Origin of the sequence: Domibacillus sp. A3M-37 (assembly GCF_024213455.1) — a bacterium.
Taxonomy (GTDB): Bacteria; Bacillota; Bacilli; order Bacillales; family Domibacillaceae; genus Domibacillus; species Domibacillus tundrae.
Genome location: NZ_JANAVL010000005.1, coordinates 191,633 through 207,893 on the forward strand (window position 1 = coordinate 191,633; position 16,261 = coordinate 207,893).

Annotated in this window: 16 protein-coding genes and 1 riboswitch; of the genes, 3 read left to right on the forward strand and 13 right to left on the reverse strand. The window is 47.5% G+C overall.

Going from position 1 to position 16,261, the window contains the following annotated elements; translation table 11 throughout:
• Nucleotides 1-74: 74 nt before the first annotated feature.
• From dapF to efeO, 9 genes are all read right to left on the reverse strand, one after another.
• Nucleotides 75-1,061, reverse strand: a complete 987-nt coding sequence (gene dapF / locus NLX67_RS10700) for a diaminopimelate epimerase (RefSeq protein ID WP_254311720.1) — start codon at nucleotides 1,059-1,061, stop codon at nucleotides 75-77.
• A 296-nt stretch (nucleotides 1,062-1,357) separates the two neighbouring features.
• Nucleotides 1,358-2,575, reverse strand: coding sequence for an NCS2 family permease (locus NLX67_RS10705; RefSeq protein ID WP_254311721.1), 1,218 nt, complete (start codon nucleotides 2,573-2,575; stop codon nucleotides 1,358-1,360).
• Nucleotides 2,576-2,664: 89 nt separating this feature from the next.
• Nucleotides 2,665-3,135, reverse strand: coding sequence for a 6,7-dimethyl-8-ribityllumazine synthase (gene ribH / locus NLX67_RS10710; protein ID WP_046180916.1), 471 nt, complete (start codon nucleotides 3,133-3,135; stop codon nucleotides 2,665-2,667).
• Nucleotides 3,135-4,343 (reverse strand): bifunctional 3,4-dihydroxy-2-butanone-4-phosphate synthase/GTP cyclohydrolase II, encoded by a 1,209-nt coding sequence (locus NLX67_RS10715; protein ID WP_254311722.1) that lies wholly within the window; start codon nucleotides 4,341-4,343, stop codon nucleotides 3,135-3,137. The genes ribH and NLX67_RS10715 overlap by 1 nt, the downstream gene beginning before the upstream one ends.
• A 12-nt stretch (nucleotides 4,344-4,355) precedes the next feature.
• A complete protein-coding gene (gene ribE / locus NLX67_RS10720; RefSeq protein WP_254311723.1) occupies nucleotides 4,356-5,000 on the reverse strand; it encodes a riboflavin synthase in 645 nt (214 codons plus the stop codon).
• 4 nt (nucleotides 5,001-5,004) lie between these two features.
• The gene (gene ribD, locus NLX67_RS10725) at nucleotides 5,005-6,081 is read right to left on the reverse strand and encodes a bifunctional diaminohydroxyphosphoribosylaminopyrimidine deaminase/5-amino-6-(5-phosphoribosylamino)uracil reductase RibD (protein WP_254311724.1); all 1,077 of its coding nucleotides are present in this window, start codon (nucleotides 6,079-6,081) and stop codon (nucleotides 5,005-5,007) included.
• Between the two features lie 132 nt (nucleotides 6,082-6,213).
• Nucleotides 6,214-6,350, reverse strand: a riboswitch (FMN riboswitch).
• Between the two features lie 18 nt (nucleotides 6,351-6,368).
• Entirely contained in the window at nucleotides 6,369-8,093 is a 1,725-nt protein-coding gene (locus NLX67_RS23035) for an FTR1 family iron permease (RefSeq protein WP_254311725.1), read from the reverse strand.
• Nucleotides 8,074-9,306: an iron uptake transporter deferrochelatase/peroxidase subunit gene (gene efeB, locus NLX67_RS10735; RefSeq protein WP_046180920.1), complete on the reverse strand. Its 1,233-nt coding sequence runs from the start codon at nucleotides 9,304-9,306 to the stop codon at nucleotides 8,074-8,076. Before efeB ends, NLX67_RS23035 begins: the two co-directional genes overlap by 20 nt.
• Nucleotide 9,307: 1 nt before the next feature.
• Nucleotides 9,308-10,138, reverse strand: a complete 831-nt coding sequence (gene efeO / locus NLX67_RS10740) for an iron uptake system protein EfeO (RefSeq protein ID WP_254311726.1) — start codon at nucleotides 10,136-10,138, stop codon at nucleotides 9,308-9,310.
• Nucleotides 10,139-10,511: 373 nt separating this feature from the next.
• Between efeO and NLX67_RS10745 the strand changes: the two genes are divergently transcribed.
• Nucleotides 10,512-11,063 carry a GNAT family N-acetyltransferase gene (locus tag NLX67_RS10745; protein ID WP_046180921.1) on the forward strand — a complete coding sequence of 184 codons (552 nt, stop codon included), beginning with the start codon at nucleotides 10,512-10,514 and terminating at the stop codon, nucleotides 11,061-11,063.
• 356 nt (nucleotides 11,064-11,419) lie between these two features.
• Here NLX67_RS10745 and NLX67_RS10750 read toward each other — a convergent pair whose 3' ends face one another.
• The gene (locus NLX67_RS10750; protein ID WP_254311727.1) at nucleotides 11,420-11,974 is read right to left on the reverse strand and encodes a phytoene desaturase family protein; all 555 of its coding nucleotides are present in this window, start codon (nucleotides 11,972-11,974) and stop codon (nucleotides 11,420-11,422) included.
• Between the two features lie 41 nt (nucleotides 11,975-12,015).
• Between NLX67_RS10750 and NLX67_RS10755 the strand changes: the two genes are divergently transcribed.
• The gene (locus NLX67_RS10755) at nucleotides 12,016-12,816 is read left to right on the forward strand and encodes an NAD kinase (protein WP_254311728.1); all 801 of its coding nucleotides are present in this window, start codon (nucleotides 12,016-12,018) and stop codon (nucleotides 12,814-12,816) included.
• A 54-nt stretch (nucleotides 12,817-12,870) separates the two neighbouring features.
• On the opposite strand, the gene NLX67_RS10760 is transcribed toward NLX67_RS10755, so the two are convergent.
• On the reverse strand, nucleotides 12,871-13,821 hold the full coding sequence (locus NLX67_RS10760; RefSeq protein ID WP_046180923.1) for an aldo/keto reductase: 951 nt from the start codon (nucleotides 13,819-13,821) through the stop codon (nucleotides 12,871-12,873).
• Between the two features lie 12 nt (nucleotides 13,822-13,833).
• Nucleotides 13,834-14,832 carry a Gfo/Idh/MocA family protein gene (locus NLX67_RS10765; RefSeq protein WP_254311729.1) on the reverse strand — a complete coding sequence of 333 codons (999 nt, stop codon included), beginning with the start codon at nucleotides 14,830-14,832 and terminating at the stop codon, nucleotides 13,834-13,836.
• A gap of 120 nt (nucleotides 14,833-14,952) precedes the next feature.
• Here NLX67_RS10765 and NLX67_RS10770 point away from each other — a divergent pair, with 120 nt between their 5' ends.
• Entirely contained in the window at nucleotides 14,953-15,801 is an 849-nt protein-coding gene (locus tag NLX67_RS10770) for an AraC family transcriptional regulator (protein ID WP_254311730.1), read from the forward strand.
• A 56-nt stretch (nucleotides 15,802-15,857) separates the two neighbouring features.
• Here NLX67_RS10770 and NLX67_RS10775 read toward each other — a convergent pair whose 3' ends face one another.
• Nucleotides 15,858-16,100, reverse strand: a complete 243-nt coding sequence (locus NLX67_RS10775; RefSeq protein WP_172645587.1) for a hypothetical protein — start codon at nucleotides 16,098-16,100, stop codon at nucleotides 15,858-15,860.
• Between the last annotated feature and the right edge of the window lie 161 nt (nucleotides 16,101-16,261).

A 16,261-nucleotide genomic window follows, 5' to 3' on the forward strand; every position in this document is an offset into this window, starting at 1 on the left:
CGATTCTTCCTTTCTTCTTTTTATCCTTTTATGTACCCTCGCTACACAAAAAAATCCAGGAATGTATCCTGGATTTAAAAAACATGTGCGGCTAAATACGATTCCGCTTCTTCCCGAAGTTTTTCGTAAGCAGCCTGTTCTTCAAACGTTTTTTGATCGTGGACTGTAAATTGGCCTGGGGCTGACAGATCGAGCTGAATCGTCCCTTCAAACATGTACGTGCCGTTGCCGATCAAATCAATCGAGTAGCGGCCTGCCTCGTGTTGATGCACTTCACAGCGGACTTTCCCGCCGTTGTTAAAAACGTCAATCGGTGTTTCATACTCGTTTAAGCCGAGCTGGCAGGTCGTCAATGTTGAAGCGGACATCGCTGTACCGCACGCATTTGTAAAGCCGACGCCGCGTTCAAACGTCCGGACATACAGCGTACCTTTTTCGATTGGATGAACGAAGCTGACATTGACTCCATCCGGCGTAATGTCATTTTTTTCGTTCAGCATTGCCGCAATCTGTTTTTGCTCATTTGAGGCAATTAGTTCCCGGCTGCCGACTGCAATTAAGTGTGGATTCGGTACGGCGACTGCTGAAAATGGGATTGAATCAGATAATGCCGGAACGATTTCATTAAACAAGCGTTCTTTTCCGATCGTCATCGGCAAGTCGGCAAGATCGAACAAAACGGGTGAAATTTCCACGCGATACGCCGGTACACCGTCATAAATATCCCCGTCCCGTTTCACATAAAGGTCTGCTTTATTTGTCTCAACAACAATCTCATTTCTTCCGAGTTTGTCCAGTACATACCGGCCGTGCAGACGAAGGCCGTTGCCGCACATCGATGCTTCTGAGCCATCACTGTTAAAAATGCGCATTTTTGCATCCGAATGACTGCTTTCCATGACAAACACAATGCCATCCGCACCGATGCCTGTTTCACGGTTACAAAGCGCCAGCGACAAATCACGGCGGTTTTCTTCGGTGAACGTGTACCCGTTCGTCCACTCATCAATTAAAATAAAATCATTTCCTGACCCGTGGCCTTTAATAAATTGAATCTCCAACCTAAATCCCTCTTTCGCAGCTAATTTGTTTTGTATAGTATAGCAGATTTAAGCGCGGCGGTGCGACTTTGTAGTGTGGTGGCGCGATTTTATAGACGCTTAGCGCGAAAGATGATTTTATCCGTATATAATGCAGGAATACTCACACAAAAATATATTAAATCTAAGAAAAGTTAATTTAATTTTAATAAGACTCTGGTATTTTCAGATGAAAATTAAAAGACTTTATTATTCCTATACACGATTCTCACCACATTTATACAAAAATAAAAAACCCGCCCCGAGAGGCGGATTTTTTAGTGAATCATTGTATTCATCAGGAACAGTACCGCGATAACATACATCGGAACGGGTACTTCGCGGAATCGTCCACGGGTTATTTTTAAAAGTGGATACAAAATGAATCCGGCCGCAATGCCATCTGCGATGCTCGATGTAAGCGGAATGATCGCGATAATGGCAAGTGCTGGAATCGATTCGGTCCAGTCAGAAAAAGACAGCCGGCGGATGTTCATTGTCATCAGCACGCCGATAATAATTAAGATCGGCGCAACAGCAGAGCCTGGCACCATATTTAAATACGGCGCCGCGACAAACGCAAGCGGAAATAAAAGTCCGGCAACAAGCGGTACAAGACCGGTCCGTCCGCCAGAAGCGATTGGCGCCGCGCTTTCAACGGCCGACACATTAGCACTTGATCCGGCCATGCCGGATGCGATTACCGCAAATGCATTAGACTGAATGGCCCGCTTGAATTTCTGCGGCTGCTCAGCCAAATTCAAGTGGCCGTGCACGAGGCCGATGTTTTCAAACAGCAGCACCATCGTTAACGAAAATACCGCCGAAATGAACACGACTGGCGAAACCCCTTTAACGGTCCAGGCGCCAAATACCGATGCATAGCTGCTCATGCCAACATGACGTGAGATCTCCGGTAATGTGCCAAACAGCCAGGCGATGCCGGTACCGGCTAAAATGATCCAGATAAAGGTGCCCGGCACTTTTCGCCAAAATAATACGATTGCAAGCACGAACGTGACAAGCGCAGCCCACGAAAGCCCGGCTTTTTCCAAACCGATCACGATAAGAAATAGCCCGAGGCCAATTGTGATCGCTTCCTTAAGCGACGCGGGCACAATGTCATTTAGTTTTCCGGCGATTGGTGTCAGTGTGACTACCCCAAACAATAGACCGGAAACGACAGTGACACCAAGCGCCTGCTGCCACATCATGCCCATTTCGTTCACAAATGTATAAGTGAACATCGCATTGATGCCCATGCCTGGTACAATTATGATCGGTGCATTCGCCCACAGCGCCATAATCAAACACCCGGTCGCGGCCGATACGATGGTTGCCGCTGCGGCTGCTTCAAATGGCATGCCCGCTTCTGACAAAATGAGCCCGTTTACGGCAATAATGTAGATGACTGTTAAAAAGCCGGCCACACCCGCAGACAATTCCTTCGCGAAAGTCGTTCCATTTTCGCGAAGCTTAAAAATTCCTCCATTCATTAATAAAACCTGCTTACTGTAAAGCGCCCTCTCCCTACCCGCTGTATTGTCAGACAGAGGTCTGACAACCAGCCACGTTAGCGATTATATCACGCGTCAAATGAGCGGAGCAAGTTCGCCATTTCGATAGCAGACATCGCTGAATCCCAGCCTTTGTTGCCTGCTTTTGTGCCTGCACGTTCGATGGCTTGTTCAATCGTATCCGTTGTCAGAAGACCGAAGATTACTGGTACTCCTGTTTGCATGCCGGCTTGCGCGGTGCCTTTTGCCGCTTCGCTGCAGACATAGTCAAAGTGGGCTGTTGCACCGCGAATAACGGCGCCCAACGTAATAACCGCGTCATATTTTCCGCTTTCTGCCATTTTTTTAGCGACAAGCGGCAATTCAAACGCACCCGGCACCCAGGCGATATCGATGTTTTCTTCCTCAACGCCATGACGGATAAATCCGTCTTGTGCGCCCCCAATCAGCTTGCTTGTAATAAATTCATTGAAACGGCCGGCAACGATGCCTACTTTTAGTCCTGTTCCAATTAAATGTCCTTCAAATGTTTTTCCCATTATTCATTCTCCTCTTTTACATGTAATAAGTGGCCGAGCTTTGAAATTTTTGTTTTTAAATAATTACGGTTGTCGTCATTGGCCGGCATTTCAATCGGCATACGTTCAACGATATCGAGCCCGTATCCATTTAAGCCGGTAATTTTGCGCGGGTTGTTTGTTAAGAGCCGCATTTTTGAAATGCCGAGATCGCGCAAAATTTGGGCGCCGATGCCGTAATCACGCAAGTCGTCTTTAAAACCAAGCTTGACGTTTGCTTCGACGGTATCATAGCCCTGCTCCTGTAATTCGTATGCCTTCAGCTTATTGATCAGCCCGATGCCGCGGCCTTCCTGGCGCATGTACAACAGCACACCGCGCCCTTCTTCTTCAATCTGCTGAAGCGCCGCATGAAGCTGCGGACCGCAGTCGCAGCGATGTGAGCCAAAAATGTCCCCGGTTAAACATTCAGAATGAACGCGGACAAGCACCGGCTCGTCGCTGGAAATGTCGCCTTTCACAAGTGCAACATGGTCTTTGCCGGTTAAGTCTTCCTCATAGCCAACCGCACGGAAATAACCGAAATCGGTCGGCAGCTGGATGTCCGCTTCCCGGCGGATCAGTGTTTCACGTCCACGGCGATAGGACACAAGCTGTTCAATCGTAATGATTTTCAAATCGAATTTTTTCGCCATCACTTCAAGCGCCGGCAGTCGGGCCATGGTCCCATCATCATTCATCACTTCGCAGATGACACCGGCTGGTTTATGACCGGCAAGCTTTGCAAGGTCAACCGCTGCTTCGGTATGGCCAGTTCTGCGCAGCACGCCGCCGTCTTTTGCAATCAGCGGAAAAATATGACCCGGCCGTTTAAAATCAGCTGGTGTGGACGCATCATCCACCATTGCTTTCACCGTATCAGCCCGATCAAATGCGCTTATGCCGGTCGTCGTTGAAATGTGATCAACGCTGACCGTAAACGCTGTTCCGTGGCTGTCCGTGTTATGTTCCACCATCGAATGGAATTGAAGCCGGTTTGCAATCTGCTCTTCAACCGGCACACAAATGAGACCGCGTCCTTCTTTCGCCATAAAATTAATCATGGCACCATCTGCGAGTTCTGCAATACCGACAAGGTCGCCTTCATTTTCACGGTCTTCGTCATCAACGACAATGATCACTTTCCCTTGTTTTAAATCGTTAATGGCTTCTTCAATTGTCGAAAACATGGATGTTCCTCCTTACAAATAGCCGTTCTCTTTTAATAAATCCATTGTGACGCCGCGCCCCTGCTCTTCTCTTTTCTCAAGCATATTGCCAACGTACTTCGCCAGCATGTCGCATTCAATATTAACAGCATCCCCAACGCCTTTAGACGCTAAAATCGTTTCATCGCGTGTATGCGGAATGAGTGACACCGTTACGTCATTATCTGTTACGCCAAATAAAGTAAGCGAGGTGCCGTCGAGTGCAATTGAGCCTTTGTATAAAAAGTAACGGCCAAGCCCTTCCGGATAAGAAATCGTCACATAAATGGCGTTTTCTTCCTGCTTTTTCGAGACAATATGACCAACACCGTCGACATGTCCCGAAACAAAATGACCGCCGAACCGGCCGTTCGCCGCCATCGCCCGTTCTAAGTTCACGCGCGTACCGGGCGCAAGCGACGCAAGGGCGGTTGATTTAAATGTTTCCGGCATCACATCGGCCGCAAAATTGGTTTTTGTGAATGCTGTGACCGTCAGGCAGACTCCGTTTATGGAAATGCTGTCGCCAAGCTTTACATCTGTCAGCGTGGTTTTGGCCGCAATCGTCAGCTGCAGCGATTTGCCGCCGCGGACGATTCGCTCGACGGTACCGATTTCTTCTATTATTCCTGTAAACATGTGATCACCTTTTTTCCATGACGATTTTCAAATCCGGGCCGATCCGATCCATCGAAACAAACGCAAGATCAAGTGCTTCATCCATGGAGGAACCGCCGAGTCCGCCAAAAGAAGACGGAGCGGATTTTCCGCCGATTAATTTCGGCGCCATATACATCACGAGCCGGTTAAACGCGCCAATGTCCAAAAACGACGCATTCATTTCAGCCCCCGCTTCCACGAAAAGCGTCATAATATTCATTTTGCCCAATTCATCAAGCACCGCATCGATAGCCATATACGGCAGCCGGATGACCGTGACTCCTTCATCTTCTAAAGCGCGCTGTTTTTTCGTCTGTGCGTCGGATGCGCAGAAAATAATCGTTTTTGCTTCTTTGTTTTGAATGATATGAAAATCAAGCGGAACGCGTAAATGCGTATCCAATAAAATTCGAATCGGGTTTTTTCCTCCCTGGGGCAGACGAGAGGTGAGGAGCGGGTTGTCGAGAAGGACGGTGCCGATGCCTGTTAAAATAGCATCGTGACGGCTTCTGAGAAGGTGTACGTCTTCTCTGGCGGCGTCGCTCGTAATCCAGCGGCTGTGCCCGGTGTGGGCGGCCGTTTTGCCGTCGGCGGTGACAGCGGTTTTAATCGTAACGTAAGGCCTTTTCGTCTGAATAAAATGAAAAAAAGGTGTTAATAATTCCGTTGCTTTTTGTTCGCAAATGCCGGTCTTGACTTCGATGCCGGCTGCCTGCAGTTTTTCGATGCCTTTTCCACCTACAAGCGGATTCGGATCAACAGCGGCAATGAACACACGGCGAATGCCTTTTTCAATAATAAGGTCAGCGCATGGCGGTGTTTTGCCAAAATGAGCACACGGTTCAAGTGTCACATAAATATCAGCGTCTTTTGACTCGTCACCTGCTTGAGCGAGCGCATTTACTTCTGCATGTGCTTCCCCTGCTTTTAAGTGGGCACCCATGCCAAGAATCCGGCCGTCTTTGACGACAACAGCGCCTACTGGCGGATTTGGTGACGTTTGGTGCGCGGCGCTGTCGGCAAGCGACAGTGCAAGATTCATATAATGTTCTTCATTCATTAGAAGGGAACCCCCCTTTTCAAAAATACCGCCTGTACACAAGAAAAGCCCCGCATTGATGTTCAATACGGGGCTTTTTATCATTAGGAAATAAACGTTTTCTATCTGAAAAAATTTTCAGAAAACGCGTTTTGTCCTTTCCTCCCATCCAGACTTTCACTGTCGGCTCCGGAATTACACCAGATCCACCGCACGTATGCGGGTCACGGACTAAGGGCTATGCGCCCATCACCGCCGGTCGGGAGTTGCACCCTGCCCCGGAAAGGTTTATTCGAATGTTGTTATCATTATGAACCTTCTTTAAATCGTCTGTCAAGCAGGGATTCTTGTTTTTTCAGCCAGAAGGCAAGCATAGCAATGACAACAAGCAGGACAAGCTGCGGCAAAACCGTTTCAACCGTCGGGTACAAGCCGATCACATCAATAAACGGCACAATGGATGTTGAATGAATGTCCACCACGCCCGCAACTTGCAGCGAATGAATACTTTTGCCTAAAATTTTAAACGACAGCACGTAAATAAGCAGCGCCGCGCTCGTAAAAAAGAGCCGCATCGGAACCCGCACGCTGTATTTCATCACCAGAGATCCAACCGCTGAAACGATAATAACGGCCACCGCGATGCCACTGACAAGTGCGCCTAGTTTCATATCCGGTGCCATGCCGGCATAAAAAATGATTGTTTCTGCGCCTTCTCTGAAAACAGACAAAAAGCTGATCAACGCAAACGACAGAACGCTTCCGGATGCGGCTGCTTTTCCCATCGACTGCTTAACAAACGCATTCCATTTGTTTATATTCGATTTTCCGTGCAGCCAAATACCAACACCAATCATCATGACGACAGCCACGATGCCGGTGAGCCCTTCCATATATTCACGTCCGGCGGCACCCGCAAGACCGGTGAACACGCGGCTTAACACAACCGCCATCACAACGCTCGCCAACATACCGCCTCCCGCGCCGAGCCAAATCCATTTTTTCGCCTTCTCTTGTCCGGTTTTTGATAAAAAAGCGAGCAGCGCCGACAATATAAGCACAGCTTCTAATCCTTCACGAAGCAAGACAAGTGCCGCATCCCACCATGTGTAGGAAGAGGATTCAACGAGCGGCAGCAAGCGGTTTTCGATGCCTGCGATCATATCTGCTGCTTTTTCACTGTCAACCTCTTTAGAAGAAAGCAAGCCAGCCGCTTCCGGAATGACTACTTCAATGTCGTTGTATAACGACGTATCTTTTACTTGAACGGTTCCTTCAACAGCCGGCCACATCGTGATCGATTCTGTCAGCGAGGCGGCAGCGGCGGTGCTGTTTTCAGCCCGCGCCTCCTCTTCCGCTTTTTTTAAAAGCGCCATGTAGTCGGCAAGTGTGGCCGTTTCAGCCGTGCCGCCCTCACTCGTTCCATTTAAGTACCGTTTAATTGCTTCTTCAAGCGTGGTTGCTGCGCTGCTCACCTCCGCGGGATCAGACGGTTCTTTTACAACGGCAATCCGGAGCAGCGCCATATTGGTTTCAATGTCACCGTATGCCGCTGTACTATCGGCATTGACGATTTTTTCAACAGTGCTCCATTTTGTTTCAAATGAACGGTATGAAGACTTGTCAATCCCTGTTTGGTTCATGTCAGACAAAACCGGCAGCAGCTCTGCCACTTTAGCACGTTCCGCTTCCTGGTCCACCGGATTTAATGCTTCATCAACGCCAACGAGCGCGGACGATAATTGCTTCAGCGCCGACTGCACGTTTTCCTGATTTTTTTCCTGCACGGCTTTTTCAACAGATGCCATTGCCGCATCTACTTCTTTAGACGGCGTACCGAGCGTTTTCCACTCTGTTTGAAATTGAGCCATATTCTCTTCAACCACCGCGTAGTCTTCATTTTTCACATTCATCATCGCATCGCCAACCGGTACAAATAAAGCGTCGATATCGGTCTCAGCGGATGCACTCTGTACGCCCATTCCGCATATAATGAACAAAACAGCGGCAAGCTTAACTAAATAACGTTTCACCGAGCCAGCCTCCTTTTTTCACACCGGGCAGACAGGCAAAAACAGCACTTCCACGGTGAATCGTGTATTCGTTCAATTTATCATTTTTCGCCAGTCGGGTTTGAATCGGTACAAACTGATTTTGAATGCTTTTTTGGAAACTAATAAACAACAGACCTGCATCAAAGCTGCCTGTTTTCGGATCGAGACCGTCCGCGTACGAATAAGACCGACGCAAAAGCTTCACGCTTCCGTCTCCGTGTGCAAGCGCCGTGTGGGAATTCGCCGGTATTTGTTTTTGACCCGTTTCATCCGTTTTGGCCAAATCAAGCTGTTCAAATTCGTCTTTACGCCCAAGAGGAGCACCGGTTGCACGGTGGCGGCCAAATGTTGCTTCTTGTTCCTGCAAAGCTGTTCGGTCCCACACCTCAATAAACATTTGGACGCGGCGCACGACCATATACGTGCCGCCCGCCATCCAGCCGCTTTTCGTCCAGACATGTTCATCCATCGCTTTTTTGCTCGTATGGTCCGGATTCCCTGTTCCGTCTTTGAATCCGAACAAGTTGCGCGGTGTTTCTTTTTCCGTGTTCGCCTGCTTTGTCCGCTGAAATGCTGCCTGTGTCCATTTAAGCTGCATTTTCCCGCGGGCAAGACGAATCAGGTTTCGCACTGCATGAAACGCAACTTGCGGATCATCTGCGCACGCTTGGATGCACACATCACCGCCGGACCACTGTTCTTCAAGGGCGTCAAAGGAAAAAGCAGGCAAATCCGCAAGTTCCGCCGGCTGCTTTGCCGTCATGGCCAATTTTTGAAAAAAACCGGGACCAACGCCGAATGTCATGGTCACGTTCGAGGCGTCAAGACCGGCTGCTTCGCCTGTGTCATCCGGGGGCATTAGCACATTCGATGCCGGTTTCCCAATTTCTTTTCCTTCTGCTATAGCTGCAGCCGCTTCTGTCCATTCTTTAAAAAGAGAAATCACTTCTGCTTTTTCCGATGTAGTCAGCATTAACGCTGCAAAGTACAAGTGATTTTGCGGATCGGTTGTAATGCCTGCCTGATGCGTGCCATAAAACGGAACCGTGCCGGTGCTTTTTTGACCAGCTGATGCTTTAAGTGTAAGCAGGCTGCCGGCACCGGATGCACCGATCAACAGACCTGCCGCACCAATCCCGCCCGCTTTCAACACATTGCGGCGTGACACTTCTTTTTTTAAAAAATTATCCACATTACGACGCCTCCGTCACGATACCAAGCTGCGAAAGAGGTTCAGCAAGTGCATCAATAGCTTGGCTCAATTCTTTTACCTCTGCATCTGTTAAATCAGTATAAAGCGTATAAGCATCGCCTTCTTTTTGATTGTCAAGCAGCGTGTAAACATCGCTGAATTTCGCATCAATTTCCGCTGACAGCGCTTCGTCTTTTTGCTCAAGCTCCGGCTGCAGCAGCGTAAAGATTTTTTCCGCGCCTTCTACGTTCGCCGCAAAGTCATATAAATCGGTGTGTGAATAGCGGTCTTCTTCGCCGGTCACTTTGGACGTCGACACTTCGTTTAATAGATCGACCGCACCGGTGATAAGCAAGTCCGGTGTTACATCAACCGTCTCTACCTTTGCACGAAGGAGCTTCGTATCATCGATCAACTGCTGGGCATATTCTTCGTAGCCTTCCGTCGTTTCGTCGATCCAAAGACCCTTTTCAATGCGGTGATAGCCGGTCCATTCTTCTTCCGGCACGTCACCTTCTCGCGCATCGATTTTCGGATCTAAATCGCCGAATACTTCGGCAATCGGCTCCGCCCGTTCATAATGCATACGAGCCGGCGCATACGCCGCTTTCGCTGTCTCAATATCGCCTGTTTTCACTGCTTGGGCAAATTTTTCGGTTTCAGTGACGAACAAATCAATTTCACTGATCGCATACACTCTATACTCATCGGTCACACTCGACAAATCCGGTGCTGACGCCACTTCAGCCGGCTCAGCGGCATCTTCTGCCCCACAAGCGGCAAGCGTTACTGCAGTCGTTAGTATTGCTGTCGTTTTCGTCCATTTTTTCATTATTTTGATCTCCCTTATTAACTGATAATGAATTTCATTCACAATTATACGTTATTGAAAATCATTTTCAATTAAAATTTTAAAAAGATGTCGAAAATATTTTTGATTTGCGTTTAAAACCTATTTTCAAATGGGTAAAAATCTTATATTATAAAAGTAATGACGACATGTTATTGCTAGTTGTAGTGGGAAGGCAAATGGTGCGCCACCGGTTTCTTTAATCGGTTCTAATGGGTTCGATTCCCATCCCGGAATTTTTTGATGGACAGGCTGCTGTTGTGACGGTCTTGTTTGATTGATAAAAAATTTCGAGGGTGAATCGGGACGCTGATGAACCGCTATACCCTCAAGTTATGAAAAGGAGGGAATTACCATGTTGAAGAAACGCGATGTTCACGAAAGTCATGTTTTGTTTGATTTGATGACGCACCCGGAAGTCTTCCCTTTTGTGCGGCATAAAGTCCAGTCATATGAAGAATTTTTGTTCGTGACAAAACAAAACATCGAGTCAGAAGAACGCGGCGAATTAATTTCTCGGACGATCCTTGACGAATGGGGCAATCCAATCGGCACGATCAACTTGTATGACATTGAAAACGGCGCTGGTTTTCTCGGCACATGGCTCGGCAAGCCGTATCACGGCCAAGGCTATAATGCTCCGGCAAAAGAAGAATTTTTCAAAGAGCTTTTTTACGAAATGGGCATTGAATCGATTTATATGTCGATTCGTAAAGTGAATATCCGCTCGCGTAAAGCTGCAGAAAAACTGCCTTATGCAGTACCGGCAAACGAAACACGCCCGGATGTATATGCCAAATTAAATAAAGACGATGCTGTATTTGATTTATATGAAGTACCGAAAGACCTCTTCACGCTTTATTTGATGCGCAAAGATCAGGAAAACGAACAGGCAATGGAAGCGTAATGCGTAACACCCATTCCGAAGAACCCCTCAATGCGTACCTTACCTTCAAATAAGAAGCGAACGATCCGTTCATCTGACGACCAAAAACCCAAAGAAAAAGGCTGTCTCTCATTAGTGGAGACAGCCTTTTTCCCTTTATTCGCCTGTGTATTCCAATGCTTTACGTTTACTTTGTTTTTTAACCGATCGATCAAAAAGGCACATTCAGTCCGCTCAATGTCACCATCGGGCTGCCGCCGCCGGGATGTGTCGTCCCGCCAGCGTAATAAATGTTTTTGATATTCGGATGACCGTTTCGCGGACGCAAAAATGAGTCTTTTAAGCGATGGGAGGAAATGCCATACAGCGCTCCTTTATTATGCAGAAAAACGCCGGGCAATATCCCGAGGCGCTATGATTTGTTCATAATCGGAAATGCCGACATCAATGCCGTATGAAAAAAGCCGCTCATAAATTATTTTTTTATAACGTTCGGTATCTACGTCTGCAGCCGGCGCATTGACGAGAATAAACAGATTGCTGCCGTCCGTTACATCCGGATCAGTCGCCGCACTGTGACTTATGTGTATGGTCGGGTCATCCGGCATGCGCTTTTCATGGAAAATTTGGCGGAATTTGGCTTGATAATCGTTTGTGAACATGACCTGATGATGCGGCAAATGTGTGAGCCGTTCTTTTTTGCCGGCCAGGATCACAAAAGCTGAAATCGAAGACTCAAACCGGTCGAGTTTTTTGTCCGGATAAGACGGCCGGTCGCGCTCTTCAATTAACCGACACGTTGCTGTTACAATGGTCACATCGGCCCCTTTTGCCTGCATGGTAATAGCGGCCGACAAACCGCCGAGTCCGGCGCCGATGACAATCGCTTTTTCATCACAGCGTCCTCCTTTACTATTGCCGTAATTATACATTAAAATGGATGTATCTTGTACGATAAAGGAGTCTTATATCAATGGAATCAAGAAGAAATATGTTTTTTTCCTATAAAAAAGATCCCGGAAAATTAGACGATATCCAAGCGCTCATAGCGATTGCCCAAGAGCAAGGATTTACAATTGTCGACAGCTCAGTGGAAGCGAATATCATTGTGGCAGTTGGCGGAGACGGGGCGTTTTTGCAGGCGGTGCGGAAATCCGGCTTTCGTGATGACTGCCTGTATGTCGGGGTGACAGATGAAGTGGAAGCGAGCCTTTATTGCGATTTTCACATTCACGATCGTGACGCGATGATTAAAGCGATTCAAACGGCTGGCGTGGAAGTACGCCGCTATCCGGTCATTGACGTGCATTTGGACGGTCATACCCATTTCCAATGCTTAAATGAATTGTCAGTCCGTTCTTCTATTATCAAAACGTTTGTGATCGACGTACATATCGATGATCTTCACTTTGAAACGTTCCGTGGTGATGGCATTGTCGTGTCGACACCGACAGGAAGCACCGCATACAGCCGGTCGCTGAACGGAGCCGTTGTCGATCCGCGTATTCCATGTATGCAGGTTAGCGAAATTGCCTCGCTCAACAACAACCAGTTCCGCACACTCGGCTCATCGTTTATTTTAGGCGACAGCCGCAAGCTGACATTAAGCATTGTGCAAGACGGCAACGACTACCCGATTATTGGTCTCGATAATGAAGCGCTCAGTGTACACAATGCAAAAAACATTGAAATCGAGATGTCTGGAAAAATCATTAAAACAGTCAAATTGAAAAACAATTCGTTCTGGCACAAAGTGCAGCGGACGTTTTTGTGAAAAAAAAAGCGGACCCTTTTCGGTCCGCTTTTTCGTATTTGTATTTGTGTCCATTTATCCAAATTTATATTCTTTCTCCCCATGCTCCAGCCAGTTGATTTCTTCCTGTGTCAGCACAATGTCTGCGCCTTCTCTGCAAGAAAGCAGCTCGTTTTCATTTTGAGCCCCGATGAGCGCGCATGTAGGAAAAGGCTGATTGAGTACGTACGCTAGCGCAATTTGAATCGGGCTGACACCTTTTTCTTTTGCCAATTGTTCGGCGCGGCGCAGCCGTTCCCAGTTGGCATCACTGTAAAAAACGCGGACAAGGTCTTCGTTGCTCCGGTCCTCCGGGGTGAAACGGCCGGTGAAAAAGCCACGTGCCTGTGACGACCATGATAAAACCGGCATTTGATTCGCCTCGTACCATCTCATATCTGCTTCATCCACTGAAATACAGCCTGGCCAGAACGGTTCGTTTGGCTTTGCTAGGCTCAAATTCGGACTGCTGAATGTGAATCCGGTTACATTTTGAGATGCCGCGTACTCATTTGCTTCCTGGATCCGTTGCACGCTCCAGTTGGAAACGCCAATCGCTTTTATGCGTCCAGCCGTAAGATGTTCATTCAGTGCGTCGATGATGACGTGAACCGGAACAGCCGGATCGTCGCGATGCAGTGCGTATAAATCAATGTAATCCGTTCCAAGTCTCTCAAGGCTTGTCGAAAGATCTTCTGCTATGGCATCGGGGTTTACGCGAGGTCCACTATCGCCTTTCGGATGAGCCCCTTTCGTTAAAATGAAGACGTCTTGGCGATTTTGTCGTTCTTTCAGCCATTGGCCAATCGCCACTTCACTCTCACCGCCGCAGTAGACGTAAGCCGTATCGATCGTATTGCCGCCGATCGCGATAAATCGGTCCAGTACCGCGCTTACTTTTTCATACACATCCGGCGAAAAATAATCGGATCCCTGAATCAGCGCAGAGACCGGTTTTGTTAGTCCTGGAATGGAAATCTTTTTCATGTTGAACTCCTCCTATTTTAATTCGATTCGTCGTTGTTCTCTTGCAGACGTTAAGCAGGCATCCAAAACGCGCATATTAGAAACAGCATCCGAAGCATCATACGGGATAGGCTCCTGACTTTGAATGCCGCGCCCGAGTACGTCTGCCTGCAGGGCGTATTGATTGACCATTGGCACTTCTACTTGCCGCCGTCCATTTTCTGTCGATACAAAAAAGTGATCCTGTTCATCTTGCTGAACAACAAAAGCAGAAGGTATGTCTATCCGCCCTTTTGTGCCGACAATGGACAGCTCATTTTGAAAGTGAGCCCACATGCCGCATTGAAAAGTGAGGGTGACCCCATTTTCAAACTCCAATATGCCGGACGCCATCATATCCACGTCACCATGTTCAGGTGAAAAAAATGCGTGAACGGTGGCGGCTTTCGGTTCCTGCCCGAGAATAAGACGTGCGGCACTGATTGGGTACACGCCCACATCATATAACGAACCGCCTCCCCATTCTTGTTTATAGCGGACATTGTTTTTATCATCCGCATTATTAAACATAAAGGTTCCATGTATGCTGCGAATGTCCCCGATTTCACCTGATTGAATGATGTCACGAATCATTGCGTAACGGGGATGATAGCGGTACATAAAGGCTTCCGCAAACAGCACCTGCGCTTTTTCACATGCTTCTTTCATTTCTTCTGCTTGCTCCGTATTCATGGCTGCCGGCTTTTCACATAACACATGCTTGCCCGCTTCGGCCGCCCGGATCGTCCATTCTTTATGCAAGTGATTCGGCAGCGGTATGTACACGGCATCAATGTCAGGATCAGCGAGCAGTTCTTCATAGCTTCCATACGCTGTTTCAATGTTCATTTCTTGGGCAGTTTCTTTTGCTTTGTCGATTCTGCGGCTGGCAATGGCTTTAACCATTCCCGTTTCAGACTGCTGAATACCTGGAATACCTGCTCGTTTTGCAATGCCTGCGCAACCGAGGATACCCCATCGAATTTTTTCCATTTTCCCCTCTCCCTTTCTCTATCTTAATATGATATTGTCATTATACAAAAGAGAAAACCAATAAGATATAGAAGCTTTTTGCTCATAATCTGAAAGAATATTGCGATTGGACGTGATGAATTGCGAAGACAATATTTATTGCCAATGCTGCAGGACTCCCGCTATATGATTCTGCCTGAATCAGTCGGGTGGTATTGGGAAGAGTGGAATCATTATGTAGACCGCAAAGCGGGCACGTGGACGACATTTAGCATTCACTTTGTGGTGGAGGGAGCGGGTTTTGTAGAGAAAGAAGGAGAGGTCTATTGTTTAAAGCGGGGAGACGCGTTTTTCTATTTTCCGATGCAGGAGCAGAAGTATTACAGCAGCAAAGAAGATCCATGGAGCATCCGCTGGGTTCATTTTTATGGAGAAGGACTGAGCTCTCTTTTATCAGGCCGGGGCTTTCACCGGTTTTCCCTTTGGCATATTCATGATGTGCCCCTGCTCATCGAGTTGCATGAACACACCCTCAGTGAAGCGGAAACCCATAGTTTTTTACACTTATCCCAGCTGTCCACGCTGACTTACGCTTTCCTTGCCGGATTTATGACAAATGCAGAGCCGTGGAATACTGAAAAAACGCCAGAGCATGACAGCCGGATCGGGGCGCTTCTCCCTCTTATGCAGCAGCAGGCATGCGAGCCGTTTGATCTTGATTACTGGGCCAAAGAAGCCCAAGTCAGCAAGTATTATTTCTGCCGTCTATTTAAACAGGCCACCCATATGACGCCGATGTCTTTTATTACGTTATGCCGCCTGCAGCAAAGCAAGCAATGGCTGCTCGATCATCGCGATATGAATATAAAAGAAATTGCCGAAAAAACAGGCTATCCTAGTACAAGCTATTTTAACAAGCTTTTTTTAAAACAAGAAGGCCTGACGCCGACCAAGTACCGCGAGCTGCATGGCACAGCTATGCAGGAGTGATGGACAAAAGCCTTCCTAATGGACATTTTAGGAAGGCTTTTGTCTGCTGTTTAACGTTATTTGTTTGCGATGGACGAAAGAGATTCATATTCAGATTTTTTAGCGGCAGGCGGGCTTTGACGTCGCTCTTTTTCTATTTTTTGAATCGATTGGTTCAGCAGGCTTTGAATCCCTATGGCAAAAGTCATTTCGACTCTCGGACTAAGCTTTCCTCCCGATTCGATCAGTTCATTTAATTCTTCAAGCTTGTCCTGCATAATGTCTCTAATAAATTCAACATCTTCTTTCACATCCATCAACTTCCCTTCTCTCCTAAAAGAATAGTTTGTTTCTAATCATCCAGTTTATGCGTCTCACTATCCATATATGCCGTTAAACTTTTAACGCTTCTTTCTTCATAGGAGAAGGTGCATGTCCATTTCAAAGCTTGTTTGTTCAAGCTATAAAAAAGCACCCTCTT

What these genes read in the sequence shown, in the direction of transcription:
- NLX67_RS10705 (WP_254311721.1), bottom strand. Translation starts at nt 2,575, where the DNA reads ATGAATGGAGGAATTTTTAAGCTTCGCGAAAATGGAACGACTTTCGCG.
- ribH (WP_046180916.1), bottom strand. Translation starts at nt 3,135, where the DNA reads ATGGGAAAAACATTTGAAGGACATTTAATTGGAACAGGACTAAAAGTA.
- NLX67_RS10715 (WP_254311722.1), bottom strand. Translation starts at nt 4,343, where the DNA reads ATGTTTTCGACAATTGAAGAAGCCATTAACGATTTAAAACAAGGGAAA.
- ribE (WP_254311723.1), bottom strand. Translation starts at nt 5,000, where the DNA reads ATGTTTACAGGAATAATAGAAGAAATCGGTACCGTCGAGCGAATCGTC.
- ribD (WP_254311724.1), bottom strand. Translation starts at nt 6,081, where the DNA reads ATGAATGAAGAACATTATATGAATCTTGCACTGTCGCTTGCCGACAGC.
- efeO (WP_254311726.1), bottom strand. Translation starts at nt 10,138, where the DNA reads ATGAAAAAATGGACGAAAACGACAGCAATACTAACGACTGCAGTAACG.
- NLX67_RS10745 (WP_046180921.1), top strand. Translation starts at nt 10,512, where the DNA reads ATGTTGAAGAAACGCGATGTTCACGAAAGTCATGTTTTGTTTGATTTG.
- NLX67_RS10750 (WP_254311727.1), bottom strand. Translation starts at nt 11,974, where the DNA reads ATGTATAATTACGGCAATAGTAAAGGAGGACGCTGTGATGAAAAAGCG.
- NLX67_RS10755 (WP_254311728.1), top strand. Translation starts at nt 12,016, where the DNA reads ATGGAATCAAGAAGAAATATGTTTTTTTCCTATAAAAAAGATCCCGGA.
- NLX67_RS10760 (WP_046180923.1), bottom strand. Translation starts at nt 13,821, where the DNA reads ATGAAAAAGATTTCCATTCCAGGACTAACAAAACCGGTCTCTGCGCTG.
- NLX67_RS10765 (WP_254311729.1), bottom strand. Translation starts at nt 14,832, where the DNA reads ATGGAAAAAATTCGATGGGGTATCCTCGGTTGCGCAGGCATTGCAAAA.